The 25,283-nt window shown below is 67.4% G+C and carries 28 protein-coding genes and 1 tRNA gene; 15 read left to right on the top strand and 14 right to left on the bottom strand.

Going from position 1 to position 25,283, the window contains the following annotated elements:
• Positions 1-96 precede the first annotated feature (96 nt).
• The 4 genes from bioB to ACQEVO_RS20185 all read left to right on the top strand — a co-directional run bounded on the left by bioB (position 97) and on the right by ACQEVO_RS20185 (position 2,760).
• Positions 97-1,125: a biotin synthase BioB gene (bioB, locus tag ACQEVO_RS20200; RefSeq protein ID WP_432915471.1), complete on the top strand. Its 1,029-nt coding sequence runs from the start codon at positions 97-99 to the stop codon at positions 1,123-1,125.
• Positions 1,126-1,157: 32 nt separating this feature from the next.
• Complete coding sequence (locus ACQEVO_RS20195; protein ID WP_432915469.1) at positions 1,158-1,385, top strand: hypothetical protein; 228 nt, start codon at positions 1,158-1,160, stop codon at positions 1,383-1,385.
• Between the two features lie 2 nt (positions 1,386-1,387).
• Entirely contained in the window at positions 1,388-2,077 is a 690-nt protein-coding gene (locus ACQEVO_RS20190; protein ID WP_432915467.1) for a DUF2567 domain-containing protein, read from the top strand.
• A 152-nt stretch (positions 2,078-2,229) separates the two neighbouring features.
• Positions 2,230-2,760: a DUF1353 domain-containing protein gene (locus ACQEVO_RS20185; protein ID WP_432915465.1), complete on the top strand. Its 531-nt coding sequence runs from the start codon at positions 2,230-2,232 to the stop codon at positions 2,758-2,760.
• A 41-nt stretch (positions 2,761-2,801) separates the two neighbouring features.
• Here the strand turns inward: ACQEVO_RS20185 and ACQEVO_RS20180 are convergent.
• Both ACQEVO_RS20180 and ACQEVO_RS20175 read right to left on the bottom strand, forming a co-directional pair.
• A tRNA-Gln gene (locus tag ACQEVO_RS20180) sits at positions 2,802-2,872 on the bottom strand.
• Between the two features lie 91 nt (positions 2,873-2,963).
• Complete coding sequence (locus ACQEVO_RS20175; protein ID WP_432915463.1) at positions 2,964-3,725, bottom strand: NUDIX hydrolase; 762 nt, start codon at positions 3,723-3,725, stop codon at positions 2,964-2,966.
• A gap of 64 nt (positions 3,726-3,789) precedes the next feature.
• Between ACQEVO_RS20175 and nadA the strand changes: the two genes are divergently transcribed.
• The 3 genes from nadA (at position 3,790) to nadC (ending at position 7,751) form a co-directional block, all read left to right on the top strand.
• Complete coding sequence (nadA, locus tag ACQEVO_RS20170; RefSeq protein WP_432915461.1) at positions 3,790-4,845, top strand: quinolinate synthase NadA; 1,056 nt, start codon at positions 3,790-3,792, stop codon at positions 4,843-4,845.
• 110 nt (positions 4,846-4,955) lie between these two features.
• The gene (locus tag ACQEVO_RS20165) at positions 4,956-6,653 is read left to right on the top strand and encodes an L-aspartate oxidase (protein ID WP_432915459.1); all 1,698 of its coding nucleotides are present in this window, start codon (positions 4,956-4,958) and stop codon (positions 6,651-6,653) included.
• A 237-nt stretch (positions 6,654-6,890) separates the two neighbouring features.
• Entirely contained in the window at positions 6,891-7,751 is an 861-nt protein-coding gene (gene nadC / locus ACQEVO_RS20160; RefSeq protein ID WP_432915457.1) for a carboxylating nicotinate-nucleotide diphosphorylase, read from the top strand.
• 114 nt (positions 7,752-7,865) lie between these two features.
• On the opposite strand, the gene ACQEVO_RS20155 is transcribed toward nadC, so the two are convergent.
• Positions 7,866-8,069, bottom strand: a complete 204-nt coding sequence (locus ACQEVO_RS20155; protein ID WP_432915455.1) for a hypothetical protein — start codon at positions 8,067-8,069, stop codon at positions 7,866-7,868.
• Between the two features lie 16 nt (positions 8,070-8,085).
• Between ACQEVO_RS20155 and ACQEVO_RS20150 the strand changes: the two genes are divergently transcribed.
• Positions 8,086-8,598 carry an inositol monophosphatase family protein gene (locus ACQEVO_RS20150; RefSeq protein WP_432915453.1) on the top strand — a complete coding sequence of 171 codons (513 nt, stop codon included), beginning with the start codon at positions 8,086-8,088 and terminating at the stop codon, positions 8,596-8,598.
• Positions 8,599-8,637: 39 nt separating this feature from the next.
• Here ACQEVO_RS20150 and ACQEVO_RS20145 read toward each other — a convergent pair whose 3' ends face one another.
• Entirely contained in the window at positions 8,638-9,396 is a 759-nt protein-coding gene (locus tag ACQEVO_RS20145; protein ID WP_432915451.1) for an SDR family oxidoreductase, read from the bottom strand.
• 60 nt (positions 9,397-9,456) lie between these two features.
• Between ACQEVO_RS20145 and ACQEVO_RS20140 the strand changes: the two genes are divergently transcribed.
• The 4 genes from ACQEVO_RS20140 to ACQEVO_RS20125 all read left to right on the top strand — a co-directional run bounded on the left by ACQEVO_RS20140 (position 9,457) and on the right by ACQEVO_RS20125 (position 13,551).
• Positions 9,457-9,828, top strand: a complete 372-nt coding sequence (locus ACQEVO_RS20140; protein WP_432915449.1) for a winged helix-turn-helix transcriptional regulator — start codon at positions 9,457-9,459, stop codon at positions 9,826-9,828.
• Positions 9,829-10,370: 542 nt separating this feature from the next.
• Complete coding sequence (locus ACQEVO_RS20135; RefSeq protein WP_432915448.1) at positions 10,371-10,940, top strand: DUF397 domain-containing protein; 570 nt, start codon at positions 10,371-10,373, stop codon at positions 10,938-10,940.
• Positions 10,941-11,001: 61 nt separating this feature from the next.
• Positions 11,002-11,919, top strand: coding sequence for a helix-turn-helix domain-containing protein (locus tag ACQEVO_RS20130; RefSeq protein WP_432915446.1), 918 nt, complete (start codon positions 11,002-11,004; stop codon positions 11,917-11,919).
• A 231-nt stretch (positions 11,920-12,150) separates the two neighbouring features.
• Entirely contained in the window at positions 12,151-13,551 is a 1,401-nt protein-coding gene (locus ACQEVO_RS20125) for a cytochrome P450 (protein WP_432915444.1), read from the top strand.
• 50 nt (positions 13,552-13,601) lie between these two features.
• On the opposite strand, the gene ACQEVO_RS20120 is transcribed toward ACQEVO_RS20125, so the two are convergent.
• The 5 genes from ACQEVO_RS20120 to ACQEVO_RS20100 form a co-directional block, all read right to left on the bottom strand.
• Positions 13,602-14,438 carry an ABC transporter permease gene (locus ACQEVO_RS20120; RefSeq protein ID WP_432915442.1) on the bottom strand — a complete coding sequence of 279 codons (837 nt, stop codon included), beginning with the start codon at positions 14,436-14,438 and terminating at the stop codon, positions 13,602-13,604.
• Positions 14,435-15,172, bottom strand: a complete 738-nt coding sequence (locus ACQEVO_RS20115; protein WP_432915440.1) for an ABC transporter ATP-binding protein — start codon at positions 15,170-15,172, stop codon at positions 14,435-14,437. The genes ACQEVO_RS20120 and ACQEVO_RS20115 overlap by 4 nt, the downstream gene beginning before the upstream one ends.
• Positions 15,173-15,187: 15 nt before the next feature.
• Complete coding sequence (locus tag ACQEVO_RS20110) at positions 15,188-15,670, bottom strand: hypothetical protein (protein WP_432915438.1); 483 nt, start codon at positions 15,668-15,670, stop codon at positions 15,188-15,190.
• Positions 15,671-15,772: 102 nt separating this feature from the next.
• Positions 15,773-16,585: an SAM-dependent methyltransferase gene (locus ACQEVO_RS20105; protein WP_432915436.1), complete on the bottom strand. Its 813-nt coding sequence runs from the start codon at positions 16,583-16,585 to the stop codon at positions 15,773-15,775.
• 178 nt (positions 16,586-16,763) lie between these two features.
• The gene (locus tag ACQEVO_RS20100; protein ID WP_432915434.1) at positions 16,764-17,831 is read right to left on the bottom strand and encodes a hypothetical protein; all 1,068 of its coding nucleotides are present in this window, start codon (positions 17,829-17,831) and stop codon (positions 16,764-16,766) included.
• 253 nt (positions 17,832-18,084) lie between these two features.
• On the opposite strand from ACQEVO_RS20100, the gene ACQEVO_RS20095 reads away from it, so the two are divergent.
• Positions 18,085-18,948, top strand: coding sequence for an arylamine N-acetyltransferase family protein (locus ACQEVO_RS20095; protein ID WP_432915432.1), 864 nt, complete (start codon positions 18,085-18,087; stop codon positions 18,946-18,948).
• Positions 18,949-19,049: 101 nt separating this feature from the next.
• On the opposite strand, the gene ACQEVO_RS20090 is transcribed toward ACQEVO_RS20095, so the two are convergent.
• Positions 19,050-19,877: an Rpn family recombination-promoting nuclease/putative transposase gene (locus ACQEVO_RS20090; RefSeq protein WP_432915430.1), complete on the bottom strand. Its 828-nt coding sequence runs from the start codon at positions 19,875-19,877 to the stop codon at positions 19,050-19,052.
• A gap of 23 nt (positions 19,878-19,900) precedes the next feature.
• On the opposite strand from ACQEVO_RS20090, the gene ACQEVO_RS20085 reads away from it, so the two are divergent.
• The gene (locus tag ACQEVO_RS20085) at positions 19,901-20,365 is read left to right on the top strand and encodes a MarR family winged helix-turn-helix transcriptional regulator (RefSeq protein ID WP_432915428.1); all 465 of its coding nucleotides are present in this window, start codon (positions 19,901-19,903) and stop codon (positions 20,363-20,365) included.
• Between the two features lie 34 nt (positions 20,366-20,399).
• Here ACQEVO_RS20085 and ACQEVO_RS20080 read toward each other — a convergent pair whose 3' ends face one another.
• Both ACQEVO_RS20080 and ACQEVO_RS20075 read right to left on the bottom strand, forming a co-directional pair.
• On the bottom strand, positions 20,400-21,038 hold the full coding sequence (locus tag ACQEVO_RS20080) for a GNAT family N-acetyltransferase (protein WP_432915426.1): 639 nt from the start codon (positions 21,036-21,038) through the stop codon (positions 20,400-20,402).
• Between the two features lie 25 nt (positions 21,039-21,063).
• The gene (locus tag ACQEVO_RS20075) at positions 21,064-22,242 is read right to left on the bottom strand and encodes a winged helix DNA-binding domain-containing protein (protein ID WP_432915424.1); all 1,179 of its coding nucleotides are present in this window, start codon (positions 22,240-22,242) and stop codon (positions 21,064-21,066) included.
• A 382-nt stretch (positions 22,243-22,624) separates the two neighbouring features.
• Between ACQEVO_RS20075 and ACQEVO_RS20070 the strand changes: the two genes are divergently transcribed.
• The gene (locus ACQEVO_RS20070) at positions 22,625-23,599 is read left to right on the top strand and encodes an alpha/beta hydrolase family protein (protein WP_432915423.1); all 975 of its coding nucleotides are present in this window, start codon (positions 22,625-22,627) and stop codon (positions 23,597-23,599) included.
• Positions 23,600-23,859: 260 nt separating this feature from the next.
• Here the strand turns inward: ACQEVO_RS20070 and hisH are convergent, their stop codons facing one another.
• Positions 23,860-24,480, bottom strand: a complete 621-nt coding sequence (gene hisH / locus ACQEVO_RS20065) for an imidazole glycerol phosphate synthase subunit HisH (protein WP_432922850.1) — start codon at positions 24,478-24,480, stop codon at positions 23,860-23,862.
• 163 nt (positions 24,481-24,643) lie between these two features.
• Positions 24,644-25,276 (bottom strand): imidazoleglycerol-phosphate dehydratase HisB, encoded by a 633-nt coding sequence (gene hisB, locus ACQEVO_RS20060; protein ID WP_432915422.1) that lies wholly within the window; start codon positions 25,274-25,276, stop codon positions 24,644-24,646.
• Positions 25,277-25,283 lie beyond the last annotated feature (7 nt).

Below are 25,283 nucleotides of genomic sequence, written 5' to 3'. Positions count from 1 at the left end.
CGCTGTTCAATCTTTGCCGCTACCCTGTCCTGAACGCTGTTCAAGTCCGGTGTGCCGACGCGATCGCCGCACACCACCCGACGAAGGGATTCGCCCGTGACCCAGGCCCCCGTCACCACCGGAGCATCCGTCGACGATGTGCTCGCCGTGGCCCGCGAGCAGGTGCTCGACCGCGGTACCGGACTCTCCCGCGAGCAGACCCTGGCCGTCCTGCGGCTCGGTGACGACCGGCTCGAGGAGCTGCTCGAACTCGCGCACGAGGTCCGGATGCGCTGGTGCGGACCGGAGGTCGAGGTGGAGGGAATCATCAGCCTGAAAACCGGCGGTTGCCCGGAAGACTGCCATTTCTGCTCGCAATCGGGCCTGTTCGCCTCGCCCGTGCGTGCCGCCTGGCTCGATATCCCCAGCCTGGTCGAAGCGGCGAAACAGACCGCGAAAACGGGTGCCACCGAATTCTGCATCGTCGCCGCCGTCCGCGGGCCCGACGAACGGCTCATGGCGCAGGTGGCCGCGGGCGTGGCGGCCATCCGCGACGAGGTCGATATCCAGGTCGCCTGTTCGCTCGGCATGCTCACCCAGGATCAGGTCGACCGGCTGGCCGCGATGGGCGTGCACCGCTACAACCACAACCTGGAGACGGCCCGGTCCCACTTCCCGAACGTGGTCACCACGCACACCTGGGAAGAACGCTGGGACACCCTGCGGATGGTGCGCGCGGCCGGGATGGAGGTCTGCTGCGGCGGGATCCTGGGCATGGGGGAGACGCTGGAACAACGCGCCGAATTCGCCGCCGATCTGGCCGCCCTCGAACCCGACGAGGTACCACTGAACTTCCTCAACCCACGCCCGGGCACCCCCTTCGGCGATCTCGAGGTCCTGCCCGCCGCCGACGCGCTGCGCGCCGTCGCCGCCTTCCGCCTCGCCCTGCCGCGGACCATCCTGCGTTTCGCCGGGGGCCGCGAGATCACCCTCGGCGATCTCGGCGCTCGGCAGGGCATCCTGGGCGGTATCAACGCCGTGATCGTCGGCAACTACCTGACCACCCTGGGCCGCCCGGCCGAACAGGACCTCGACCTGCTCGGTGAACTGCAGATGCCGATCAAGGCACTCAACGAGACATTCTGATCGGCGGCGTCAACCGCGGAAGGCACCTCCGGATGAGTACTGTCGGCGATATGGACGAGCGCTACAACCCGTTCACGGGCACACCGGTCGTGCCCGGGCACGACGAACCGGCCTCCCGGGCCGTGGCACTGGGCCTGGAGCCGCCCCGGTTCTGCGCGCACTGCGGACGCCGGATGGTCGTGCAGATCGACCCCGGCGGCTGGCGGGCCCGATGCTCGCGGCACGGAGACATCGATTCCGCCGGGCTGGAAAGGCGGTAGGGGTGTCCGGGACGCGCGGCGGAGCCCGCAGGGAACTCCGGGCCGCGGCCGTGCTGGCGGCCGCGGTGGTCGTGCTGAGTGTGGTTGCGGGCGTGGTCTGGGGGTTGCTGGCCCCGACCGAACTGGTGCTGGTCGTCGAACCCGGCCGCGGCGCCACCCTGGTGGGCGAGAGCCTGCACCGGTTCGACGCACTGGCGCTCTTCGCCGGTGCGGGCGCGGTGACCGGTGTGCTGTCGGCGGCCGCGGCCTGGCGGTGGCGGCGCATGCGCGGCCCGATCCAGCTCATCGGGTTGCTGCTGGGATCGGCCGCCGGTGCGTGGGTGATGGCGTGGGCCGGGGAAGCCGTCACCACCTGGAACAATCCGCGGCCCGACGATCCGCCGGTCGGGCAGATCGTGGCGCTGCCGGTCGGTCTCGAGAGTCCGCTGGTCCTGCTGGTCCAGCCGCTCACCGCGGCGCTGGTGATCCTGGTCCTGGCCGGCCTCAGCGCTACCGAGGATCTCGGTAGCGGGTTCATGAGCCCCTTCGGGGAGTCACGCCCGCAGCCGTACGCGGAGCCGGAGTACGACGACGCCTTCTATCCCGGCGACGCCGCCGAACGGGTGCCCTCGGGTGCTCCGGCGCCGGCCGGCGCCGATCCGGTGCTGTCCCCACAGGAGTCATCGCCACCCGGGCCGTCGCTGTCGAAGTGACCCGGCCCTTCGGCTCGGAAAAGGGGTACCGGCAATACTTCTCGCCCGTACCGTCGCCGTCCCGCGCAGCGGGATCCGCCCCCCGCCTGTCGCGCGAACCCCGCTGCCCGGCCGTAGGCTGAGCGCGTTCGGGGAGACGACAGGGAGAAGACGTGGGGTTCACCAGTGCGCTCGTGGTCGAGGAGATCGACGGGAAGTTCTGGAAGGTCCGGGAGCCGCTGAAATATCAGGGCGCGGACGAGGAATTCGAAGTTCCGGCGGATTTCCGCACCGATTTCGCCTCGGTGCCGCGGCCGCTGGTCTGGCTCATCCCCCGGTACGGGGTGTATACGCGGGCAGCGATCCTGCACGACTATCTGTGCCGGACGGAGCGGGTGAGCGCGGCCGATGCCGACGGGATCTTCCGGCGCACACTGCGCGAATGCGATGTCTCGCGGCCGCGGCGCTGGATGATGTGGGCGGCGGTCCGGCTGGGAAGCAGGCTGGCGGGGATCACCCCGGCCGCGTTCGCGGTGTGGCTGGTGATCGCGGTGGCCTCGGTCGTGTTCCTGGCGATACCGACCGTCGTGGTCACCGTATTCCTGGTGCTGTTCTGGTTCGTCGAGCTGATCGCCTGGGCGGTGGATCGGCTCGCGCCCCCGGAACGCCGTACCGCGGTACCCCGGCCGCAGATGAAAACCTGAAGTCACCGTGGCGCCGGCTGCGCGGATCGGCGAGAACAGTGCTCGGGTACCAGGATTCGAACCTGGACCAGCGGAACCAAAATCCGGTGAGCTGCCGTTACTCCATACCCGATCGCGCGCTGCCGCGGCCCGCGCGTACCGGAGACGGTAGCGGCACGGCGCTGCGAGCCGCACGGGGTTTTCGGGCCGGTGGATCCGGAAGATCAGCCGCGGGGTCGTAGCGCGGCGAATTCGTCGGTGACCCGTAGGCCGGAATCGGTGAATCGGTAGACCGACGCGGGACGTCCACCGGCTCGTCCGGGGGTGGCGGTATCGCCGGTCGGGGTGATCACCTTGCGGCGGGTCAGGACGCGTTGCAGGTTGGTGGTGTCGACGTCATAACCCAATGCCGCGCAATAGATTGCACGCAGGGTCGACATGGTGAACCGGTCCGGCGCCAGGGCGAACGAGATATTGGTGTAGGACAGTTTCGCGGCCAGCCGGGCGCGGGCGTGGCCGACCACGGTGCCGTGGTCGAAGGACATCTCGGGCAGCGCCGACACCGGATGCCAGCGGGTGTCGGCGGGCAGGCGGGGATCGGCGGTGAGCGGGACCAGACCGAGGTAGGCCGAGGCGATCCGGCGCGGCCCGGGCACCCGGTCCGGGGCGCTGAACACCGACAGCTGTTCGAGGTGGTCCACCTCGCGCACGTCGACCTTCTCGGCGAGCTGGCGGCGGGCCGAGGTGTCCAGGTCCTCGTCGTTGCGTAACCGGCCGCCCGGGAGCGACCAGGTGCCCTGCTGCGGGTCGAGTGCGCGCTGCCACAGCAGGACCGCCAGTTCGCTGCGCTGCCCCGGCGGGCAGCGGTCGATCATCCCGTCGTGACCGCTCTCACCTGCGGCGATATTGGCGGGGAAGCGGCGAACCTGGAACACCGCGGTGAGCGATTCATGGATGGTGCTAAACTGGTCCACGTTTTCGATCATAAGTCGAAAACCTGGTTGAGTGCGAATCGGCGGGGTTGCCGAACGCGCGAAGGAAGGAGCGACCATGGCGACGATGGGAGCAGAATTGGCCCCGGCGCCGGGTACCGCACTGCGGGAGCGGATCGTCGACGGGCCCACGGGCTATACCGGGGTGGAGGCGACGCCGGAATGGGCGGCCGAGGTGAAACGCCTGGCGCGGCAATGCAATGCGACGATTCTCGCGCACAACTACCAGCTCCCGGAGATCCAGGACGTGGCCGACCACGTCGGTGATTCGCTGGCGCTGTCGCGGATCGCGGCCGAAGCTCCCGAGGGCACGATCGTGTTCTGCGGTGTGCACTTCATGGCCGAAACCGCCAAGATCCTGAGCCCCGAGAAAACCGTGCTCATCCCCGACGAGCGGGCCGGTTGCTCGCTGGCCGATTCCATCACCGCCGACGAGCTGCGCGACTGGAAGGCCGAGCACCCCGGCGCGGTGGTGGTGTCCTATGTCAACACCACGGCCGCCGTGAAGGGGCTGACCGATATCTGCTGCACCTCGTCCAACGCCGTGGACGTGGTCGCCTCCATCGACCCCGATCGCGAGGTGCTGTTCCTGCCCGACCAGTTCCTGGGCGCGCACGTCAAACGGGAAACCGGCCGCGAGAACATGCACATCTGGATGGGCGAATGCCACGTCCACGCCGGAATCAACGGCGACGAACTCAACGAGCAGGCCCGGGCCCACCCCGACGCCGAACTCTTCGTGCATCCCGAATGCGGTTGCGCGACTTCGGCGCTGTACCTGGCCGGCGAGGGCGAATTCCCGGCCGACCGGGTGCACATCCTGTCCACCGGCGGCATGATCGACGCCGCCCGCGCCGCCAAGTCGAACCAGGTACTGGTTGCCACCGAGGTCGGCATGCTGCACCAGCTGCGCAAAGCCGCGCCCGGTATCGATTTCCAGGCCGTGAACGACCGCGCCGCCTGCAAATACATGAAGATGATCACCCCCGCCGCGCTGCTGCGCTGCCTGCAGGAGAACCGCGACGAAGTCCACGTCGACGCGGAAACCGCCGCCCTGGCCCGTAACTCGGTCCAGCGCATGATCGAGATCGGCAACCCCGGCGGCGGGGAATGAGACCGATTTCCGCCGTTCCCCGATTCTCGGTGGACACGCTGGGCCGTCCGGTACACCGCGCGGCGCGGACCGCATGTGTGCGCACTCGCCGGTGAACGGCAGTGGAGGACATGATGATTGGTGAACGACGGATTCCCGGCTGGGAAGAACGCGCCGACCTGGTGGTGATCGGCGGCGGCGTCGCGGGGCTCACCGCCGCGCGTGCGGCCTCGCGCCGGGGTATGCGGGTGCTGATCCTGAGTAAGGGTGGCCCCAGCGATACGGCCACCCAATACGCGCAGGGTGGGATCGCGGTCGTCGCACCGCAGGGCGATTCCGTGGATTCCCATGTCGCCGACACGCTCGCGGCGGGTGGTGGCCTGTGCGACCCCGACGCGGTGCGTTCCATCGTCGAAGCGGGCCCCGACGCGGTCGCCGCCCTCACCGACCTCGGCGCGGTGTTCGACCTCGGCCGCGACGGCCAGATCTCCCGGACCCGCGAAGGCGGCCACAGCACCCGGCGCATCATCCACGCCGGGGGCGACGCCACCGGTGCGGAGGTGCAGCGGGCGCTGTCGGCGGCAGGCCTGCCTGTGCTGTTCGGGACGGCGGTACTCGAGGTGGTCACCGACGCGCACGGCGTGCAGGGTGTGCTCGCGGTCTCCGAACGCGGGCTGGGACGCGTGCACGCCCCGGCGGTCCTGCTCGCCACCGGCGGCCTCGGCCAGCTCTATGCCCTGAGCACCAACCCTGCCGGGGCAACAGCCGACGGCGTGGCCCTGGCCCTGTGGGCGGGTGCGACGGTGGCCGACCTCGAGTTCGTGCAATTCCATCCCACCGTCCTGTACTCGCCCGACGGGTTCGGCCGGCAGCCGCTGATCAGCGAGGCGGTGCGCGGCGAAGGTGCGGTGCTCGTCGATTCCCGCGGCGAATCGGTGACCGCCGGGGTTCATCCGCGCGGTGACCTGGCCCCGCGGGACGTGGTGTCGCGGGCCATCGCCGCCCGGTTGCGGGAACTGGGCGAGGACCACGTCTACCTCGACGCCCGCGATGTGCCGGACTTCGTCCATCGATTCCCGACGATCACGACCTCGTGCCGGGTCGTGGGGATCGACCCCCGGCGTGATCTGATTCCGGTCGCGCCCGCCGCGCACTATCAATGCGGGGGTGTGGTCACCGACCTGCACGGACGGACCGGGGTTCCGGGACTCTACGCGGCCGGGGAAGTCGCCCGTACCGGGTTGCACGGTGCGAACCGGTTGGCCTCGAACAGCCTGCTCGAGGGTTTGGTGATGGGCGAACGCGCGGGACTGGCGGCACTCGAACGACTGGGTGAACCGGCGCTGGTCCCCGATCGGCCGGCCGCGCAGCGGACGGTACTGCAGCGAAGTCTGCTGCAGCAGACGATGACCGAGCATGCCTCGGTCGTCCGCGACGGGTGGGGGCTCGCGCAGGCAGGTGACCTTCTCGGCATCCCCGGCGCGCGGCACACCGTGGCTCGAACGGGGATTACCGGCAGCAGGCTGTCGTCGCAGATGAACGGGTCGTACAGGGCGGCGCAGCGGCCGGCGGACCTGATCGCGGAGTACGAAGACGCCGCCCTGACGGTCACCGCCCAGGCGCTGCTGCTGGCCGCTTCGGCGCGTATCGAGAGCCGCGGTTGCCATACCCGTGCCGATCACCCGGCCCCGGCGCCGGGCTGGGCGCGACCTGTCGCGGTGCAGTTGAACAGCACAGGTACACCGCAGATCGCGGCGGAATGGGCCGGCGGGCCGCGGAACGGCGGCGACGCGGGCGCGTCGTGCGCCGCACCGCTGGCGGCCTCGTGACCGGGCTTTCGCGGGTAGCCGACCGGACCGCCCCGGTGCCGGTATGCGGGTGCGGTGGCTATAGGTCGCGCAGCGGATGCGTCGTGCCTGCCGGTAGCCGGCCCGGCCGCCGCGGTGCCCTGCGGTACGCGACCTCAGCACGGGCACAGCGTTCTATCGCGTTCCCGGCGGTCGCAGAGTCGCGGCGGTGTCTTCCGGTCGAATGACCCGCACAGAATCGGATATGAGGAGTTGACAATGACTTTGGACGCCACACTCGATCCCGAGGCAGTCCGCGGTCTCATCCGCACCGCACTCGACGAGGATCTGCGGTACGGCCCGGATATCACCACCGTTGCCACGGTTCCCGAAGACGCCGCGGTGAAGGCCGCGGTCGTAGCCCGGCAGCCGGGCACAGTAGCCGGTATCGATATCGGTTTGCTCGTGCTGGACGAGGTGATCGGCGCCGGCAACTACGAGCTCACCGAACGCGTCCCCGACGGCACCCGCATCGCCGCCGGCGACACCGTTTTCGGCGTGGTCGCCCCCACCCGCGGCTTGCTCACCGCCGAACGCACCATGCTCAACCTGCTCTGCCACCTCTCCGGTATCGCCACCGCCACCGCCGCCTGGGTCGATGCGGTAGCGGGCACGAACTGCCGCATCCGCGACAGCCGCAAAACCCTCCCCGGCCTGCGCGCCCTGCAGAAGTACGCGGTCCGCGCCGGCGGCGGCGTCAACCACCGGATGGGCCTGGGCGACGCGGCGTTGATCAAGGACAACCACGTCGTCGCCGCGGGTTCGGTGGTGAACGCCCTGCGCGCCGTGCGCACCGCCGCCCCCGATATCGACTGCGAGGTCGAAGTCGACACCCTCGACCAGCTCGACGAGGTCCTGGCCGAAAACGTCCAGCTGGTCCTGCTGGACAATTTCCCCCTCTGGCAAACCCAATCCGCCGTCCAGCGCCGCAACACCCTGGCCCCGGATACGAAACTGGAATCCTCCGGCGGCCTCACCCTCGACATGGCCGCCGACTACGCCCGCACCGGCGTCGACTACCTCGCCGTAGGCGCCCTCACCCACTCTGTACGAGTGCTGGACCTCGGTCTCGACATGTAGCGGCGTCGCGACTGTCCGCAGGACCCGAAACCCGGCCTGTTGTGGTCTACCAGCTCACCCATTCGGTCGAGGTTGCCTATGCGAACAGTTCCCGACGTCAGCCGGCGACCCTCTCTAGCCGATGACCGGGCCATCGGCAGTGATGAGGTCGGCGGCAGCGACGACGACCTGCCACCGGCGGTCGTTCGTCAGCCCCGCGGTGGTGAGATGTGGGACCACCAATACTTCGGCGTTGTGCTCGATGATGTGCTGGATGGCGATCAGTGCGGCGAGCTTCGGCGATCGGGTATCGCTGAATACCGTATATTTCGGGGACATCTTCCACCATTGCCAGGTGTACGTTGCTGCGCGGGACGCGACCGGTGCGGACATTGCGTTTCTGATCACCGCGGACGGCGTCGAGCGCCGGTTGAGCGGGCCCTCGTCTGCAAGTCTGTCCGAAGCTCTGGTCACCAACTACCTGATGCGGCCGGAACAACGGTTCCGGGCGCTCGCCCGGCAGAACGATTTCATCGACGCATTGAGTGTTGTCTCTGCTGACGGAAAGGCGAAGGGGCGTATCGGCGTCGATTTCGGGTCCATCGGCCTGTGTCACGTTGCGGCCGGCTTTTCGGACGCAATGGTCGAGTTCGCCAAAGGGTTTGCGGTCTGGGACCTGTCCCCGGGGCACTACATTCTGCATGCGGCGGGCGGAACCGTGACGGATCTGCACGGCACCCCACTGCCGCTGGACTGTGATCTGGTTTCGATGGAATCCATCAATCGGGCAATGAACCGGCGCCAGACTTTCATTGCCGCCGGGAATCCTGCGCTCGCCGAGGAAATCTGTCGGTCGTTGAAGCGTTGAGCTATCCGGCCGACCATCAGTCGGAGGAATCTCATCTGGTCAGACGCCGGCCGTGAGGTAGTCGTGGCCGCCGATGTAGATCGTGTGCCCATGGGGGACCGGCGCATCGATCGACTCGGCGATGGCGTCGGCGAATTGGCCGAGGGTGGGTAACGGTCCACCGGCGCGGCGGAGAGCGACGGCTGCGGGGTCGCGGCGTTCCAGCAGACGGACGACGATCGTGCCGTCGATCATATCGCCGGAGACCACGACGAAACCCACTCCGTGGGCGTGGAAATCCGGGATCAGTGCTCGTAGTGCGTGCTCTCCCGCACGTTTGCTCGCGGCGACCGGCTCGTAGCCCGGTGGCAGTGGACGACCTCGGTCGAGGAAGTGGGCTTGATGGCTGGTGACGAAAACGATACGCCCGCCCGCGGGTATCAGCGGGAGCGCGAGTGTGGCCGTTCGGACTTGTGCGTCCCGGTTGAGGCGCAGGGCGTAGCCCGGGTCGGCACCGCGTTCGAGGCCGCCGGAGGCGTTGAGCACGAGTACGTCCAGCCTGCCGAACTCGGCGCGGATTTCATCGAGCATGGCGGTGACCGCGGTGGGGTCGGACAGATCCGCGCCCATCGCGGAGGCGCTGCCACCCGCTGCGACGATTCCGTCGACCACGGTCAGCGCTCGTTTGCGCTTTTCCCGGTAGTTGACCACGACGTGTGTGCCCGGGCCGGCGAGCTGCTGCGCTGTCGCCGCACCTACGCCGCGGGAGGCGCCGGTGATGAGCACGATTCGCCGTCGGCTCGGGCTCGAACGGGTCATTGCGCATCGCCTCCCGGCTCCGTAGTGCTTCTGATTCAGAAGCAACTATGGTGCTTCTGAATGAGAAGCGCAAATGGTGGGGGTCCCGAGGTGAGCAAGGGCGGCGATCCGGCCCATGAATCGGTCCACACCGCGATCGAGTTGCTGGGACAGCGGTGGATGCTGCGGGTGGTGTGGGAACTCGAACCCGGACCGCTCGGGTTCCTGGAGTTGCGCCGCAGGATGGGTAACTGTTCCTCCAGCATGCTGTCGAATCGCCTGCAGCAGTTGCAGGTATCAGGATTGGTGGACCGGCATGGGCCGAAAGGTGCCTATGAACTCTCGGCGGCGGGGGTGGGCCTCAGCGAAGCCCTGCAGTCGCTGTGGGACTGGTCCGAGTCGTGGGCTCGCGGCGGTTCGGGCGCGGTGTGGAGGCGGGGCACCGCGAAATGACGCGCGGCTGTGACCGGGCAGGGAGCGCCGTGCCCTGGTGGATGGCTATGTCGGTTCGCTCGGTGCCCGCGAGGTAACCGGCCATCGCGGCGCAGCACGAACCGGCCCAACCGTTCGCGGCGGGTGATCAACGGCCGCAGCGCATCGCAGGGATCCCGGCCGTTCACGGCCGGGGGAACTCGAGTCGAGTAGAGCCGTCCAGAACTCCCGTTGCACCGCATCCCACAGGTCCTGATGTTGCGGTAACACCTCACGGGCATCGGCGAGATCCAGCGGTCCCGTGTCTTCGGCGAATACGACTGTTCCACGTTGCGCCAGTGGCAGCGGCTTGTCAGGCCACTGGATCGCGGGACTCGGGTCGCCGAGCAGCGACACGCGCCGAATCCACGGGCGTCTTTGTGTCAGCGACCAGACCGCGGTCTTCATCCCGTCGGCGGTTGTCGTCGTACGCGGCCCTTCTCGCTTCATTCGGCTTCCCCCGCGGCTAAAGGTTCCCGGTCCGGGGGACTCTGCACCCCGCACCGGGACGACTCGAATCCCTCATGCCGATCCGGACGGGTCCGGCCGGCTGCGCACCGTCTGCACGGCAACACCGCCGGTTGTGCCGGCCTTTCGCCACCCCGGCCGCGAGGGTGGGCCTGTCGGTTGTGCCCGCGAGACGAACTGGGGCCGAACGTCTCCTGTCAGAGGGACAACACTCGACTACCCGCGTCGCATCCTCACACCAGGCGTCTCCGGCTCGCGACAGTGTTCCGAACTCTGGGTGCAGATGCAACGGCAGATGCTTCTGCATCTTCGAATGGATCTGCAACTGCATGTGCATCTGTGTGTACAGTAGGCCGCGAATCTCGTTCATCGACAAGAACAGTGAGAGTGTCGTGTCCGATCCCACCCCCGAGTCCCCATCGCTCCCGAGTGCCACCACCTGGCGGAAAAGCTCTTACAGTGGACCGAACGGCAATTGTGTCGAGCTGGGGCGTATTTCCGGCGACTGCATCGGAATGCGCAACTCCCGAGACCCACAGGGCTCCGTTCTGACCCTCGGGCGCGCGGAGTTCGCTGCCTTGCTGCGCGAGATCAAGGGCGGCCGCTTCGATAGCTTCATGCTGTAAGGTGTTGCGGGGGGTGCAGCCACGAGGGGATATGGATTCGTACTGGATGGGAGTCGAGTCGATGACAGCCAGGGCCGACTCCACGGCAGCGAGTTTCGACCATGACGGTGGCGCGACGGCCGAAGCTTCCGTCGAACGGGGACCCACCGTCTTGCGGATCGCGCTCGGCGTCCAGCTACGCAAACTGCGCGAGGAACGCGGGATCAGTCGCGGGACAGCCGGTGAGGCATTGCGCGCAACCGAATCCAAGATCGCCCGACTCGAGCTGGGGCGGACCGGATTCAAACCACGCGATATGGGCGACCTGCTCACGCTGTACGGCGTGCACGACGCCGACGAGCGCGACCGGTTCCTTGCGCTGGCTCGTCAAGCCAACCAGCCGGGCTGGTGGCATCGCTACAATGACCTACTGCCCTCCTGGTTCGAGACCTATGTCGGTCTCGAACAGGCCGCCCTCGGCATTCGCATCTACGAAACCCACTACATCCCGGGCCTTTTCCAGACCGCCGAATACGCCCGCTACGTCTTCGGTCTCGATTCCCGGGAGGACGCCCAGCGCCTCGTCGATATGCGGATGCGCCGCCAGCGCATACTCACTCGCACACCGAACCCGCCCAGTGTATGGGCGGTCATCGATGAGCACGTGCTGCGCAGGCTGCCACCGGATCCGTGCGTGGCCCGTAACCAGCTGCAGCACCTGCTCGAGCTGACCGAGCAGCCCAATATCACCATGCAGGTGCTCCCGGAATCCGCCGGGCCCACGCCCGCCGAAGGCGGGTCCTTCAGCATGCTGCGCTTCCCCGAAGACGAACTGCCCGATATCGTCTATCTCGAACAGCTCACCAGCGCACTTTATCTCGACAAAGGCGCCGATCTGCAGCGCTACCGGAAGCTGATGGACACCCTGTGTGCAGGCTACGCGCATCCACCGGGCAGAACCCCGCTGCTCCTGCGTGAGCTCCTCGACAAAGTCGGCTAGCGCCGAAGGGTTGGGGCATCGGTCTCGGCCGGCGGCGCGATCGAAGACGAGCGCCCATTGCGCGGGACACGGAACCGAAGCCGCGTTCAACGCCGCGTCCCGTCGGCGGCGGCATGACCGGCACCGATCCCGTGCCGGAGTGGCGCTCCGTCCGCAGCATGGCATTTTGCACTGTGGGACAGACGTATTCGCATGCCGACTCGCCGCCGCGCGAATCCGCGCTGAGGTAACGTGTGGATCGACCACAGGACTCGGCGATCCGATCTGATATGCCGAATTCCGTGGTCTGAACCTGCCGATAGTAAGGGGCAAGATACAGTGGATATCCGCGACGTCCCGTGCGGACCCGGCCGTTTACCTGTTATCGGACACGGCTGGGGAATGTGGCGTGATCCAGTCCGGTTCATGGCGGATCTGGCGGGCATCGGGAAAATCGTACGTGTCGATATCGGCAGTCTCGTCGTCTATGTCATTACCGATTTCGAACTACTCCACAGGGTGTTGGTCGAGAACTCCGACGCCTACGAGAGAGGGCTCCTGTTCGAACGAATCCGTCTCATATTCGGCGAATCGCTGATCGTGGCCGACGGTGAGCAGCACAGGGATCTTCGCCGTCTGCTTCAACCTGCGTTTCATCGAAAAGAGTTGGAAAGTCACGCGGATATCATGAAGCGGAACGCGGACGCGTTGGCGAGTTCGTGGCGGCCGGGCCACAACATCGAGGCTCGTTCGGCAATGTTGGAAGTGGTGATCGCCAACGTGCTCGAGTCCATGTTCTCGCATAAACCCGATACCGGAGAGCTGCAGTTCATCTCGGGTCTGGTCGAGGATATAGGCGCAGGTGCCATGGTAGGCAGTGTGCTGCCCAAGAAGCTTGCGAACCTGCCGTTACCGGTGAACCGCAAATTCCTGTCTGCCGGCACGCAACTGCGGGAATACTGTCAGGATCTGATCGTCGCGCGCCGGGTCAGCGGTGATCGCCGCAACGACTTGATCGACATCCTGCTGGATTCCTCAGACGACGGACACCGCAGTGACAAGTTCCTGGCAGAGCAGGCCGTGACCGTACTCTTCGGTGGAATCGACCCCTCGACCACCACGCTGACCTGGGCTCTGTACGAGTTGTCGCAGCGTCCGGAGGTGGCTTCGAGACTGCGGGAGGAGATCGCCGATGCGGGGGAACTCGACCCCCGAAGCCTCGGCGGGCTCGACTATCTGAACCGGTTCCTGAACGAGGTCACGCGGATCCATTCACCGCTATTGCAAACCAGACGTACCGTCACCACTGTCGATCTCGGCGGTTTCACCTTTCCGGCCGGGACGGATATCGGCTACAGTATTGCGGCCATTCATCGAAACCCGGATATATTCGCCGAGCCGGACACTTTCGACCCCGATCGGTGGCCGGCCTCGAGCTCCGGGACGAAATGCCGGAGCTTCGTCCCGTTCAGCATGGGCAATCAGATGTGTATCGGCAACAATTTTGCTTGGATGGAATTACAGACGACGCTCCACAGTTTGTTGTCGAAGTGGGAGTTTCGGCCGGTCGTCACCGAGAAGGTACCGCGGGCCATGGGGCCGATCCCTGGGATCGGCAAGCTTCCGCTCGAGGTTCGTCCGGTCTCCCGGTAACGGTGCGGCCGATTCGATTACCGTGACGACCCCGCAGCCGGCGCCGTGAATCAGGCACCCGATTTGGTGACCGCAGCTCTGCGATAAGCCGAAATCTTGCGAACCAGAGCAGGCAGGACAGCCGCGGCGACGAAAAGGACGACTGCGAACAGGACGAAGTAGAGCAGAGATCCGTTGCGTCCGAAGCGGGGGACGAACGCGACTTCCTGGCCGGTTGCGGCGACGGCGTTGAGGAACGGGGCATAGGCCTGCAAAGTGTACCCGTGGGGCAACATATTGATGGAATTCTCGGCCACATAGACCCAGAACAGCAGGACGGCCACAGCGGCGGACGGAGTGCGAATCAATGACCCCACCGCGACACCCACACCGCAAGCGGCGAATCCGTAGCTCGGGACGGTCCAGAGGAACCGGATACCGGCCGAGTCCGTGATGTCCACAGCACCATAGATCTGGGGGAACTGGGTCGGCAGCGTGACCATGACGACGCCGAGCAGAACAACTGTCGATACCGCAGTGATGGTGCCGTAGTAGAACCACCGGGCCAGCGCAACCGTCCAGAACCGGGGAAACAGGAACGCATTGAGATCACCTGTCTGACCGCGCCATTGCGCGGCGTGGGCGTAGGCGGTGGTGACCATCATGACCGATACGGACAAGGTGATCACCCAGTACACCGAGTTGGTTGTGGAGACTGTGGCCAGGTAACTCTGCCCAGGCAGGCTTGCGAGCCGTTCTGCGACAGCGGCGATTGCGAAGGTGACGATCAGCGGCAGTACGAAGGTGAGGGGAACTGCGACGAACCACAGAAAACTGCGCCCGGTGGTGCGGGTCCATTCGGCGGCGATGCCGCGGCGGATCAGTGTGGCCGCACCGGGACTGTTCATGAGGCCGTGCCCGACACGAGATCGGTAGGCAGGCCGGCGATTCGCAGATAGACGTCTTCGAGGCTGGTCTCGCCAGGACCCAAGGTGTCCATGAGGTGGGCGAACGGCTGGTCGGCCAGAATGCGCCGGTTTCCGAGGATGACGATGTGGTCGGCGTTGCGTTCGACCTCATCGAGCAGATGCGTGGCAACCAGGACACAGGTCCCGGCATCGGCGAGGTCGCGCAGCAGTTCGCGTATCCAGCGGATGCCTGCGATATCGAGGCCGTTGAGAGGTTCGTCGAGCAACAGGGTTCGGGGTTCGGACAGTAATGCGGCGGCGATGCCGACACGTTGGAGCATACCGAGCGAATAGTGCCCCAATCGGCGATCGGCGACCCGGGCGAGGTCGACGATCTCGAGAACGTCGCCCACCCGCCCGGTGGGGAGCCCGCGGGCGCGGGTGATCCAGCGTAGGTGCCGCCGTGCGGTGTGACGTGGGTCGAAGGCCCGGTAGTCGATATGCAGTCCGAGCGTTGCCGGTGTGGTGTGATGGGCCCGGACGAGGGTGCCGTCGACCTGGATGGTGCCGAGGGTGGGCGCGATGACGCCGCAGATACTCCGCAGCAGTGTGGTTTTACCGGTGCCGTTGAGACCGAGCAGGTAGGTGAGTGCCCCGTCGGCCACCGTCAATTCGGGGATCTCGAGAACGGTGACGCCTGGATAGCCCAGAGTGAGGTCACGGATGTCGATCACGGTGTTCGCAGCCGGTCAGAAATCGCAGGCCATCGCCAGCCCTACGGCTTTGACGCCTTCGCATACGGAGCTGTTGGACAGCTTCCAGACACCGTCGATACGCTTCCAGACCACCCGCGCAACCAGATCCGGTTGGCCCGCTGACTTACTGCGCAGCATAGCGGTGTGCACGTTGCCGTCGTGGGTTTCGGGACCGGTGATCTCGTTCGACCCGCGCGGAGCTCGATACAGGCCGGTGTTGTAGAGGGTGCGCGCCACCACGACGGCCCTCATACCGCCTTCCATATTGGCCGCCTTGGCCTCGTCGGAGGCGGGTTTCTCGATCAGGAAAGCGACCTGGGCGTCTAGATCTTCCAGGGTAGGGACCTCCCGGGTGATGAGGAACTCACCCGGCGCCGCGGAGGCGGCAGGAGCATTGACAACCGAGGCGCCGGTGGTGACCGCGGCGACCGTTGCGATGGTCGAGATGACACCAGCGACAATTTTGAGGGTCTTCATTTTCATCCTCTGATGGACCGGAACAGCACCTGTTGCACGCTCGACTGTGCAGGTGGCCGAGAAATCAGCGTGTTCGAGACTACTTCTGGCCATCTCGGCTCCTCACGGTTTGCGGCCGATGGCACCGAGCATGACCATGCGAGTATCCGGCAAGCCGGGGCGGAGCCACTGCTGTACCGGCACCACACCAGGTTCGAGCAACTCGAAGCCGGTGAGGAATGCCTCCGTCTGAGCGGTGGACCGAAAGGCGACCTGGGCCGAGGTGTCATTGGTGCCGGCGAGTACCTGGAGTATCTCCGGGGAGGAATCACTGGAGCCGTGAGTGATCGCCAGATAACTGCCCGGCGCGATCCGGTCACGGAGGGCGGCGAGGATCTCGGCGGGGTGTTCGTGGTCCATCACATAATGAAGCACGCTGACGAGGGTGATTGCTACGGGTTCGTCGAGGTCGATCAGCTCGAGGTCGACCAGCTCATCGAGAATATCGTGAGGACGACGAACATCTCCCCACAGTGCTGCGACACCGGGCGATCGGGCCAGCAGCGCATCGCAATGGGTGACGACGATCTGGTCGTAGTCGACATACACCACCCGCGCCGACGGCTCGACCTCCCGAGCCACCTCGTGCACATTGGGCGAATTCGGGGTACCCGAGCCGAGATCGATGAACTGACGGATACCGGCATCAGCGGCTGTCTCGACTGCTTTGTGCATGAAACTCCGGGTGAACCAGGCCAACGTCTTGAGTTCGGGTGTGCTGGACAACATTTGACGGGCCATGTCCTGGTCGACATCGTAATTGTCTTTTCCGCCCAGCAGGTAGTCGTACACCCGGGCGGAAGTCAGCTTATCCGTGTCGAACGGGCGCGGCAGCCGGTTGCTTTCCGGCGCAGGCCCTTCGATTCCTTCGACCACGGGTGCAATCGTAGCCGACGGCCACCTCGGGTGTGCCTTGCTCCGAAGATCTTTCGGTCTCGTACGCAGTGGCGGATGCGTGACCCGAACGAGTCGGCGCTCTGCCCGGCCGAATTGCTCCGGGACGGGTCGGACCGGCGTCGAGGGACGGCGGCGGCTGCCGTGACCGCAGGACGTTTCACAGATCGGTCTCGGCCAGGGCGACCGCGTGCGCTACTGCGGACCGCGCCCGGTCGACCGTCTTATATCTGCCCAGACCACACGGGGCCGCGACGTCCAACAGGCCGCCGTAGGCCGACTCCGCCGCCGCCAGACTCTGCCGGGCCTGCGCGAGCGGTTGCGCCGGATGCGCAAGCCCGGCGACAACACGTGTAGTGGCAGGCAATTCGAGGTGTGCCAGGGGTTCGTAGTAGCGCGGTCGGACCGGTGCCTGCCTGCCGTCGCCGATAGGCAGGTGGACGAACTCGAGATGTCTGCCCGCGGGCCAGTATCGCGCTATCGCGTTGGCCAGCGCCACGACCGCAGCCGTCGATCCCGGCACCACGGCCGGCTTGTCGTCGAGGCTCCCGTAGCAGAGGTGCACTCCGAAACGGGCTCCCTGGGGTGCCCGTGCTACGAGGCGCGCGATCGCCCGACCTGCCCCGGTGGCCACAGCCTGCCGCGCGATCGCGGGCATCCGCGCGCAGAGGAGGGTCTCCGCGGCAAGTTCGAGTTGGAAAACGACGTTGTCCCGCAACGTCTCGTGGATTCGGACGATTTCCCGGACGGTCGCGTCGACGATCGGGCGGTAGTAGGGGAAGTTTCGGTCACCGCGGCCGGTGGAGCGTCGACGCCACACGAGCATTCGTGCCTCGAAAGCAATGAAACCGATGACGAACGGCGTCGGTATTCCTACCTGTAAGCGTAGTCCGGGATCGGTTCGGCGCATATCGGCCAATGCCTCGATGGCACGCTCGGCCTCTTCCGCATAGCCGAGCGCGGCGTCGATATCCGCTTCACCCAATGATCGGCCGGCGCGAAGCCGGAAGGTGTTGCGGGAACGCAGCGTCGACCAATCACCGCGGCGCACCGGCTCCAGCGCCGGGATACCGTCGAGCCGGTCGATGAGGGGTCTGATGTACCACTGGGCGCGATAGGGATCCGCTTCGCCGCCGGGAACCATGCCGTCCAGGAACTCACCGGCCGTCTCGACAGCGAACGCCATCGCCTTCGCTGGACTGTCCAACTGTGCGGGCAGGCTGCCCACGAAGTGAACCCTACGCTTCGGCTGCACGTCGTCAGTCTCGCATATGGCCGGCCCGAGAGGACGGTCAGATCCCGGCGAGGGTCGACGCCGACCGAATTCTATGGATCGTCCTGGGTTCGCGGTGATCCGGGCGGTGTGTGGTCGCGCGGTGGTCAGAAGTAGGGCGTGACCGAGCGCTCCTCATCAGCAGTGGTCGGAACATTTGCCGGGCGGGGGCGGTTGCTCGTGGCAAATACCTGGTGAAGGGAGTGTCATGCCGAAGTCTGCGGACGAGGCCTATCGCTGGAACGGTGCGCAACTGGATCTGGAGCTGTATCTGCGCCGGATCGGGTACACGGGGCCGCGGACACCTACGTTGGCTGCGCTGCGGGCGCTGGTGGGCGCTCATACGACGTCGATACCGTTCGAGAATCTGGAGGCGGTGCTCGGGCGGCCGGTGCCGTTGGACCTGGAAACGTTGCAGGACAAGCTGTTACGGCAGCGGAGGGGTGGCTACTGCTACGAGAACGTGACCGTGTTCGCCGCGGTGCTGGAGCGCTTCGGATTCGGGGTCACCGGATTGTCCGGGCGGGTGACCATGGGGTCGGGTGGGTTGCGGCCGGCCACCCATGCGTTGCTGCGGGTCACCACCGGGGACGACGACCGGGTGTGGCTGGTGGATGTGGGGTTCGGGGCCGGACCGGCCGAACCGTATGCGCTCGTCGACAGTCCCGCGGAGTTCAGGCTCGGGGAGTGGCGGTTCCGGCTGGCACGCGAATACGGCGAGCTGGAGACCGAACAGTGGGTGCTGCATCAGTTCGCGAAGGACGGGTGGGTGGACCGCTACACCTTCACCCTCGCGCCGCAGTACCGGGTGGATTACGAGGTCGGCAACCATTTCGTCGCCACCTCCCCGCGGTCGCCGTTCACCCGGCGCCCGTTCGTCCAGCGCTTCCACCCGGACGTCCACCACATCCTCGACGGCCGCACCCTGACCACCGAACACCCCGACGGCTCCAGCCGCTCCCGCGAGCTGGACCTCGTGGAAATACCGGAGACGCTGGCGAAAGTCTTCGATATCGAGCTTCCCGACGCCGATATCGCGGCGCTGCTTCGCGCCCCGTGGACAGTGAACTGACCAATCGCCGCGGCGACCTGGCTGCCGTCACTCGGCGACCGACGTGCCCTTCTCCGTGTCTACGACGGGGCTATCGTGCCGGAGTGATCACCCGACCGGCCTCAGGTGAACATTTCGTCGAGGTCGCTCGCGGTAAGGACCCGCGTGGTCCACGCGCGGACCTGGCCGGGGTCTGCCGACCGGACGCGGTGGGATACCCAGGCCGGCAGCGGGCCGAACTTGGCGGTCATCAGCTCGAGTAGTGCTTCGGCGCGCCCGCGTGCTTCGCCCCGGGCCTCGCCACGGGCTTCGCCGCGAGCTTCGATGATCTCTGCTGTGGTCACAATCGCCTCCTTCGCTCGCGGGCCCAGTTCTTCGAATACCGCCGCGAGGTCGGCCTCGGGGGTTTCGCTGACCGTCATGAGGTAGGTCAAAACGGCCAGATAGTCGCCGAGAGGGTCCGGGCCGGACTCCAGGGCGCGCAGGTCTTCGAGCCAGTCCAGCATATCGCGACCCAGCGCCGGATTCTTGGGTGCGATCCGTTGCAGCACCAGCAGCACCCTGGCCGCGGGAGTGAGGTCGCGTTCACGCAGGGCGGCGACATCGAGGGCGGCGATATCGTCGAGCAGGAACCGGAACCGGGGCAGATACGGGCCCAGGGCGTCGCGGGCCTCGTCGTCGAGGTCGAGCAGGTCGGCCAGTTCGGTGGGCGCCGACCAGGCCCTGCCTTCGGCGGTGTTGTGGACAACCAGCGGGATGATCGCGGGCAGAGTGGTCGCCTTGGGGGTGCCTGGGCGTGTGCGGTCGCGGTGGCTGTCGGCCAGCTGTTGCCGCCAGATGGCGACCAGGCGCCAGGGCGTGGCCGACGTCGTAAGCCGTTGCAGGGGTAGCTGTCTCGATGCCCGGATGCGGTGATGCCGGGCGGCGCCGGACATTCTGGGTGACGCCAACGGCCGCTTGCTAGATTGCCGGTATGGATGCCGCGCACCAGGGGGCTGCGGGTAGGCTGCGCAGTCTGCCGATGCGACTGATCGACCAGACGGCGGTACTAGCCGGCCGGGCCACCGAGCAAGCACTCGCCGGGACGGGGTCCCGCCGGCATCACTACGCGGTGCTGACGACGCTGCGTGAGGGCGGCGCCACCGGTCAGGCGGACCTCGGCCGCCGCACCGGAATCGACCGCAGCGATATCGTCGCGGTACTGAACGACCTGGTCGGCAGGGGTTTCGTGGAGCGCACCGCCGATCCCGACGACCGCCGCCGCAATATCGTGACGCTGGCCGGCCTCGGCCGCGACCACCTCGCCGAGCTGGATCGCAGGCTGGACGGCGCCCAGCGGGATCTGCTGGCGGCGTTGTCCGCCGCCGAGCGGCGCAGCTTGGTCACCATGCTCGGCCGGATCCTCGACGACCACGCGGCCCGGGGTGCCGGATCCTAGCCTGGACCGCTCCGATCGCGGGTGGGGTGCTCCCTCAGCAACTGCGGACCATTGTCCGCTGGTGCACCCGGCGGCCCTGGTAACGCATCCCCGGAACCAGCGCCGCCGGTCCGTGCGGAGTGAAACCTGTGCGCTCGAAAAACCGTACGGCCCTGGTGTTCTCGACCAAGGTCTGCAGGTGGCAGCCGGGGGAACCCACCGACCGGAGCCGTTCGAACCAGTGCTGCATCAAACCGTCGGCAGCTCCGGTGCCGCGGGCCTCGGGGGCGACATTGATGTGCAGATGCGCGGGCCAGCGCGGATCGTGGATTTCCCCGGCGGTCGGTGTGCGGCGCAGTGCGGCCCCGGCGGCGTCGAGCGCGCTGCGGGCGAAGAAAGCGGCCGGTCGGCGGCGCAGGATCAGGCGGTGTGCGCGGATCGCGTGCGCGATTCGGGCGTCCTCGCTCGGGAACGCCGCCGTATCCACACAACCGGTGAGATAGCCGAGGAGTTCGCCGTCCGCTTCGGCCAGGAACAACGACTCCGGTTCGAGATCCATATACGGCTCGAGATAGATCGCGGCCTCGGATTCCGGATGGCCCCAGAGCGTTTCGGTCGGCGAGCCCTGAGCGGCCCGCGTGGCCAGCTCTTGCAACGCCGTCCGGTCGCTCGGGCGGAACGTCCGGATTCGCATACCCGACAATCTACCCGCGCGCCGATCAGGCGGTGAGTTCTCGTTCCAGCGGGGTGCGGAACCGGGGAATCGGGCGGATATCGCCGTACCAGGTCGCGGCGCGTTCGGCTTCGGCAGCGATGAGGGCTTCGGCGTCGGCGCCGACGTCTTCCAGGAGACGGGTGACGATCTCGCCGTCCTTGCGCTGAGCCCAGCCGCCGACGATCCGGCCGTCGTACCAGATACTCGGCCCGATATTGCCGTTGCGGTCGAACAGTTGGAGCCGGTGTTCGCCCAGGTACCATTCGCGGGATTGCCAGCCCATCGGGGTGGGGTCCAGGGCGGGTAGCAGCGCGGCCCAGGGTTGCGGGGTGGGCACCTGGTCGAGGTCGTCGGCGAGCAGGATTCCCGGGCTGCCGTCGAGATCGACCTCCACCATATCGATCCGGGCCAAAGCCTTGCGGACTTGCCCGAGAGTCCAGCCCGTCCACCATTTGATATCGCCGATCGGGGAGGGGCCGAACGCCGCCAGCCAGCGGCGCACCAGTTCGACGCGGGCGTGTTCGGCGTCGAGTTCATCGATCGGTGTCGGCAGCCAGGATTCGATTGGGGCCCAGGTGTATTGGCTGCTGGACCAGCTGCCGCCCGGGCGGGCGCGCACGATCCTGCCCTCGGTGCCGAGCAGTAACAACACCCAGGTGGTGATGGAGGTCGGTTTGGAATACGACTTCCCGGGGCTCGTATCGATCTGGGTGCGCAATGCGGGGACATCCTTGCTCAGCTGCGCACCCGTGGCGCTGCCCCGGGCCAGCAGCGCGCGATGGGTTTCCTCGGCGACCGCGGCCAGCCACCCTTCCGGATCGTCGCCGCCGATACCGGCCTCCGCCAGGAACTTCGCGTAGGTGCGCCGCTGTTTCACTGCCAATTCGGTGCCGCAAGCGGCGTGCAATACCGGCGCCAGCTCGACGGGTGTGACGAACATGGTGCGCCGCATAGCCAGCATGCGCAGCAGCGACCGGTCCTCGTACAGGGCTCGCTCGACCTGAGTGGGGCCGATCGCGCGGCCGCGGGCGGCGACCGAAAGGTGCACCGTCGCCGGATCGGTGGCGTGCAATACCACCACGGAGCGCGCGATCTCGGTGGCATCGTCGCTGCGGTACTCGGTCGCGAGCCGGTGCCGGACCCCGATCCGGGCCCGTCGCTGCGCTGTGGAGAAGGCATACACGAGGCGGATGTTAGCGGCGCCCTCCGACACATCGGGCGGAGCGCCGCCTCGTCCCGGCAGCCGACCGTATTCGCGGCGTACGGCAGGGGCCAGCGGTCGCGGCGCAGGGCGACACACCAGCAGGAAGGTGGGCAGGACGCGCAGCGTCGGCGCCGGGATCAAGGTCGGCAGGAACTCGCCGCCGGGGCGCGTGGCGTCGGTCGCTCCGCCCCGTGCCGTGCCGTGTGCCGCCCCGTGCCGTGTCGTGCCGTGCCGGAGTATGTGATGCCCTGGGTGGCCGGGGAGTTGCCTGCGCGTGCGCCGGCACTGTGCGACGCGCGAATTGCCGACGGGCCCAGCCGGGTTCCCGCTTCCACCACCCCGAGCGTGGAAAACTCGACTCATGAGCAGACGCGCACTGAGCTATCTGGCCGGGTTGCTGCTCCCGGCGTTGACGGCAACCCTGCTGGCGGCGGCGCCCGCGGCCGCGACCGGCACCTGCTCGGTGCAGACGCGCCCGGTCTCGCTGCAGGTCGACGGTGAACAGGCCACCGGGCTGGTGTACGAACCGCGTGGTTGTGCGGTCGGCAATGCCCTGGTGGTGGCCGCGCACGGGCACAACGGTTCCGCGGCCCAGTACGCCGAATACCTGATATCGATCGCGGCGCGCACCGCGACCCCGGTCCTGTCGATGGACCTGCGCGGCAGCCCGCAGTGGCCGACCGGCGAATGGAATCTGTGGGCCGGATGGCGCGATCTGGTGGCGGCCACCCAGTGGTACAAGAGCACGCATCCCGGAGTCGCGCGGACCGTGCTGTGGGGGTGGAGTCAGGGCGCGATGACCTCGGGCCTGGCCGCCGCCTACGGGCCCGCCGGGTTGTTCGACTATTGGGTCGACACCTTCGGCCCCTCGAACCTGTTCACGCACTTTCAGGGCCCCGCCGCCGACTACCCGGCCCTGCAGGCACAGATCCAGCGCGACGCCGGCGGCTGCGTCCCGCTGGCCTGCCCGCTCGCCTACGCCGAACGGTCGCCCGCACTACAAGCCGGGCGGATGGGTATCCGGCACGCGTTCCTGGTCCACGGCACCGCCGACGAGGTGGTGCCGTATGCGGCCAGTATGCAGATGCGTGCCGCCCTCATGCTGGCCGGGAAACCGAGCACGATGTACTCGATCGTCAGCGGGCGCACCTTGCACGGAGTGGTCGAACCCGGTCGCCACAATGTCGGCCCCGTGCTGTTCGAAGCGGGCTGCGTCGTGGAACGCCTGCTGCTGGGCACCGAACCGGTCGACGGCAACCGCGACTACCTGGTCGATGTCGCCGCGGGTGTTGTCGCCGTGCCACCGGCTCCGCCGAACGCGAAATGCGCGGCGTAATCCGTACAGCCCTCGCCCGGTCGAGCACGGGGTACCGGATAGGCACCCGGTACCCCGTGCCGGCCGACAGTTCGACGCCTGCACCCTCACCGCTCGGCGTGTGAAACTCCCCCGCGACTGTGAAGGGGTTGCTCTTACCCCGCCGACACGGGCGGATACAGGTAACCGACGGTAAGCCGAGCCGACGGGCGACCCCACACGGTCTCGCGGAGGAGTTCGTGGTGGCCGACGCTGCGGCCGGCGATCTCCGGTGCGGGAGTTCAGAGCGATTTGATCCAGTTGGACAGCAGCTGCGCGCCCGCATCTCCCGATTTCTCGGGGTGGAACTGGGTGGCCGAGAGCGCGCCGTTCTCGACGGCGGCCAGGAAACGGCTGCCGTGTTCGGCCCAGGTGAGCTTGGGGGCGGCGAGATGGTCGCTGGGCGGGAGTTCCCACGATCGCGCGGCGTAGGTGTGCACGAAGTAGAAGCGGGTGCCCGGGTCCATCCCGGCGAACAGCACACTGTCCGCGGGCGCCTCGACCGTATTCCAGCCCATATGCGGAAGCACCGGGGCCTCGAGTTTGTCGACGGTGCCGGGCCATTCCCCGCAGCCCTCGGTTTCCACCCCGAATTCCACGCCGCGCTCGAACAGGATCTGCATCCCCACGCAGATTCCCAGCACCGGGCGACCGCCGGCCAGCCGCTGACCGATGATGCGTTCGCCGCGCACCGCCCGCAGACCCGCCATACAGGCCGCGAAGGCGCCGACACCGGGCACCACGAGACCGTCCGCGGCGAGGGCGGCCTCGGGGTCGGCGGTCACCTCGACCCGCGCACCCGCGCGGACCAGCGCGCGTTCGGCGGAATGCAGATTGCCGGATCCGTAGTCCAGCAGAACCACCGAGGTCACGGCGTCTCCTTCACAAGCGATACAGGCGGTCGGGCGCGGCCGGGGGCTCGCAAATCCTTGCCGGGCCGCAGTCCGTGCGTCCGGCGGTGCAGCGGGTCCCCGGGCCCGGCTGCCCGCCCCGCGGCGAGGGCACCCGGCGACGGTACCGACCGCCTCACAGCGCACCCTTGGTCGACGGGACGCCCTGTACCCGGGGGTCGGGTTCGACGGCCGCACGCAGTGCCCGGGCGACCGCCTTGTATTCGGCTTCGGTGACATGATGCTGATCGCGGCCGTAGAGCACCCGGACGTGCAGCGCGATCCGGGCGTTGAGCGCGATCGATTCGAAGACGTGCCGGTTGAGCACCGTCGAGTACGGTGCGCCGGGGTCGTTGCGACCGCGTACCGGCGCACCCGGGATCACGGCATGCAAGAGATGATCGGGTTCTCCGGTGTGCACGCAGTAGGGGCGCCCGGAGACGTCTACGGCGGCGTGCGCCAGGGTTTCGTCCATCGGGATGTAGGCGTCACCGAACCGGCGGATGCCCTTCTTGTCACCCAGCGCCTGCCCGAGCGCCTGACCGAACACGATGGCGGTGTCCTCGACCGTGTGGTGCGCTTCGATCTCGATATCGCCGTCGGCGCGTACGGTGAGGTCGAAACTGGCGTGGGTGCCGAGCGCGGTGAGCATATGGTCGTAGAACGGCACCCCGGTGGCGATATCGGTCTGCCCGGTGCCGTCCAGGTTCAACTCCACCACGATGCGGGATTCCTTGGTGGTGCGCTCCACTCGCGCGGTTCGGTTCATGCTCACT

Origin of the sequence: Nocardia sp. CA-290969 (assembly GCF_050936135.1) — a bacterium.
Taxonomy (GTDB): domain Bacteria; phylum Actinomycetota; class Actinomycetes; order Mycobacteriales; family Mycobacteriaceae; genus Nocardia.
Note: the sequence above shows the minus strand (reverse complement) of the source record. Positions and strands in the feature narration are given on the sequence as shown.

What these genes read in the sequence shown, in the direction of transcription:
- ACQEVO_RS20195 (WP_432915469.1), top strand. Translation starts at nt 1,158, where the DNA reads ATGAGTACTGTCGGCGATATGGACGAGCGCTACAACCCGTTCACGGGC.
- ACQEVO_RS20175 (WP_432915463.1), bottom strand. Translation starts at nt 3,725, where the DNA reads ATGATCGAAAACGTGGACCAGTTTAGCACCATCCATGAATCGCTCACC.
- nadA (WP_432915461.1), top strand. Translation starts at nt 3,790, where the DNA reads ATGGCGACGATGGGAGCAGAATTGGCCCCGGCGCCGGGTACCGCACTG.
- ACQEVO_RS20165 (WP_432915459.1), top strand. Translation starts at nt 4,956, where the DNA reads ATGATGATTGGTGAACGACGGATTCCCGGCTGGGAAGAACGCGCCGAC.
- nadC (WP_432915457.1), top strand. Translation starts at nt 6,891, where the DNA reads ATGACTTTGGACGCCACACTCGATCCCGAGGCAGTCCGCGGTCTCATC.
- ACQEVO_RS20155 (WP_432915455.1), bottom strand. Translation starts at nt 8,069, where the DNA reads ATGTCCCCGAAATATACGGTATTCAGCGATACCCGATCGCCGAAGCTC.
- ACQEVO_RS20145 (WP_432915451.1), bottom strand. Translation starts at nt 9,396, where the DNA reads ATGACCCGTTCGAGCCCGAGCCGACGGCGAATCGTGCTCATCACCGGC.
- ACQEVO_RS20140 (WP_432915449.1), top strand. Translation starts at nt 9,457, where the DNA reads ATGAGAAGCGCAAATGGTGGGGGTCCCGAGGTGAGCAAGGGCGGCGAT.
- ACQEVO_RS20135 (WP_432915448.1), top strand. Translation starts at nt 10,371, where the DNA reads ATGCCGATCCGGACGGGTCCGGCCGGCTGCGCACCGTCTGCACGGCAA.
- ACQEVO_RS20130 (WP_432915446.1), top strand. Translation starts at nt 11,002, where the DNA reads ATGACAGCCAGGGCCGACTCCACGGCAGCGAGTTTCGACCATGACGGT.
- ACQEVO_RS20120 (WP_432915442.1), bottom strand. Translation starts at nt 14,438, where the DNA reads ATGAACAGTCCCGGTGCGGCCACACTGATCCGCCGCGGCATCGCCGCC.
- ACQEVO_RS20110 (WP_432915438.1), bottom strand. Translation starts at nt 15,670, where the DNA reads ATGAAGACCCTCAAAATTGTCGCTGGTGTCATCTCGACCATCGCAACG.
- ACQEVO_RS20095 (WP_432915432.1), top strand. Translation starts at nt 18,085, where the DNA reads ATGCCGAAGTCTGCGGACGAGGCCTATCGCTGGAACGGTGCGCAACTG.
- ACQEVO_RS20085 (WP_432915428.1), top strand. Translation starts at nt 19,901, where the DNA reads ATGGATGCCGCGCACCAGGGGGCTGCGGGTAGGCTGCGCAGTCTGCCG.
- ACQEVO_RS20080 (WP_432915426.1), bottom strand. Translation starts at nt 21,038, where the DNA reads ATGCGAATCCGGACGTTCCGCCCGAGCGACCGGACGGCGTTGCAAGAG.
- ACQEVO_RS20070 (WP_432915423.1), top strand. Translation starts at nt 22,625, where the DNA reads ATGAGCAGACGCGCACTGAGCTATCTGGCCGGGTTGCTGCTCCCGGCG.
- hisB (WP_432915422.1), bottom strand. Translation starts at nt 25,276, where the DNA reads ATGAACCGAACCGCGCGAGTGGAGCGCACCACCAAGGAATCCCGCATC.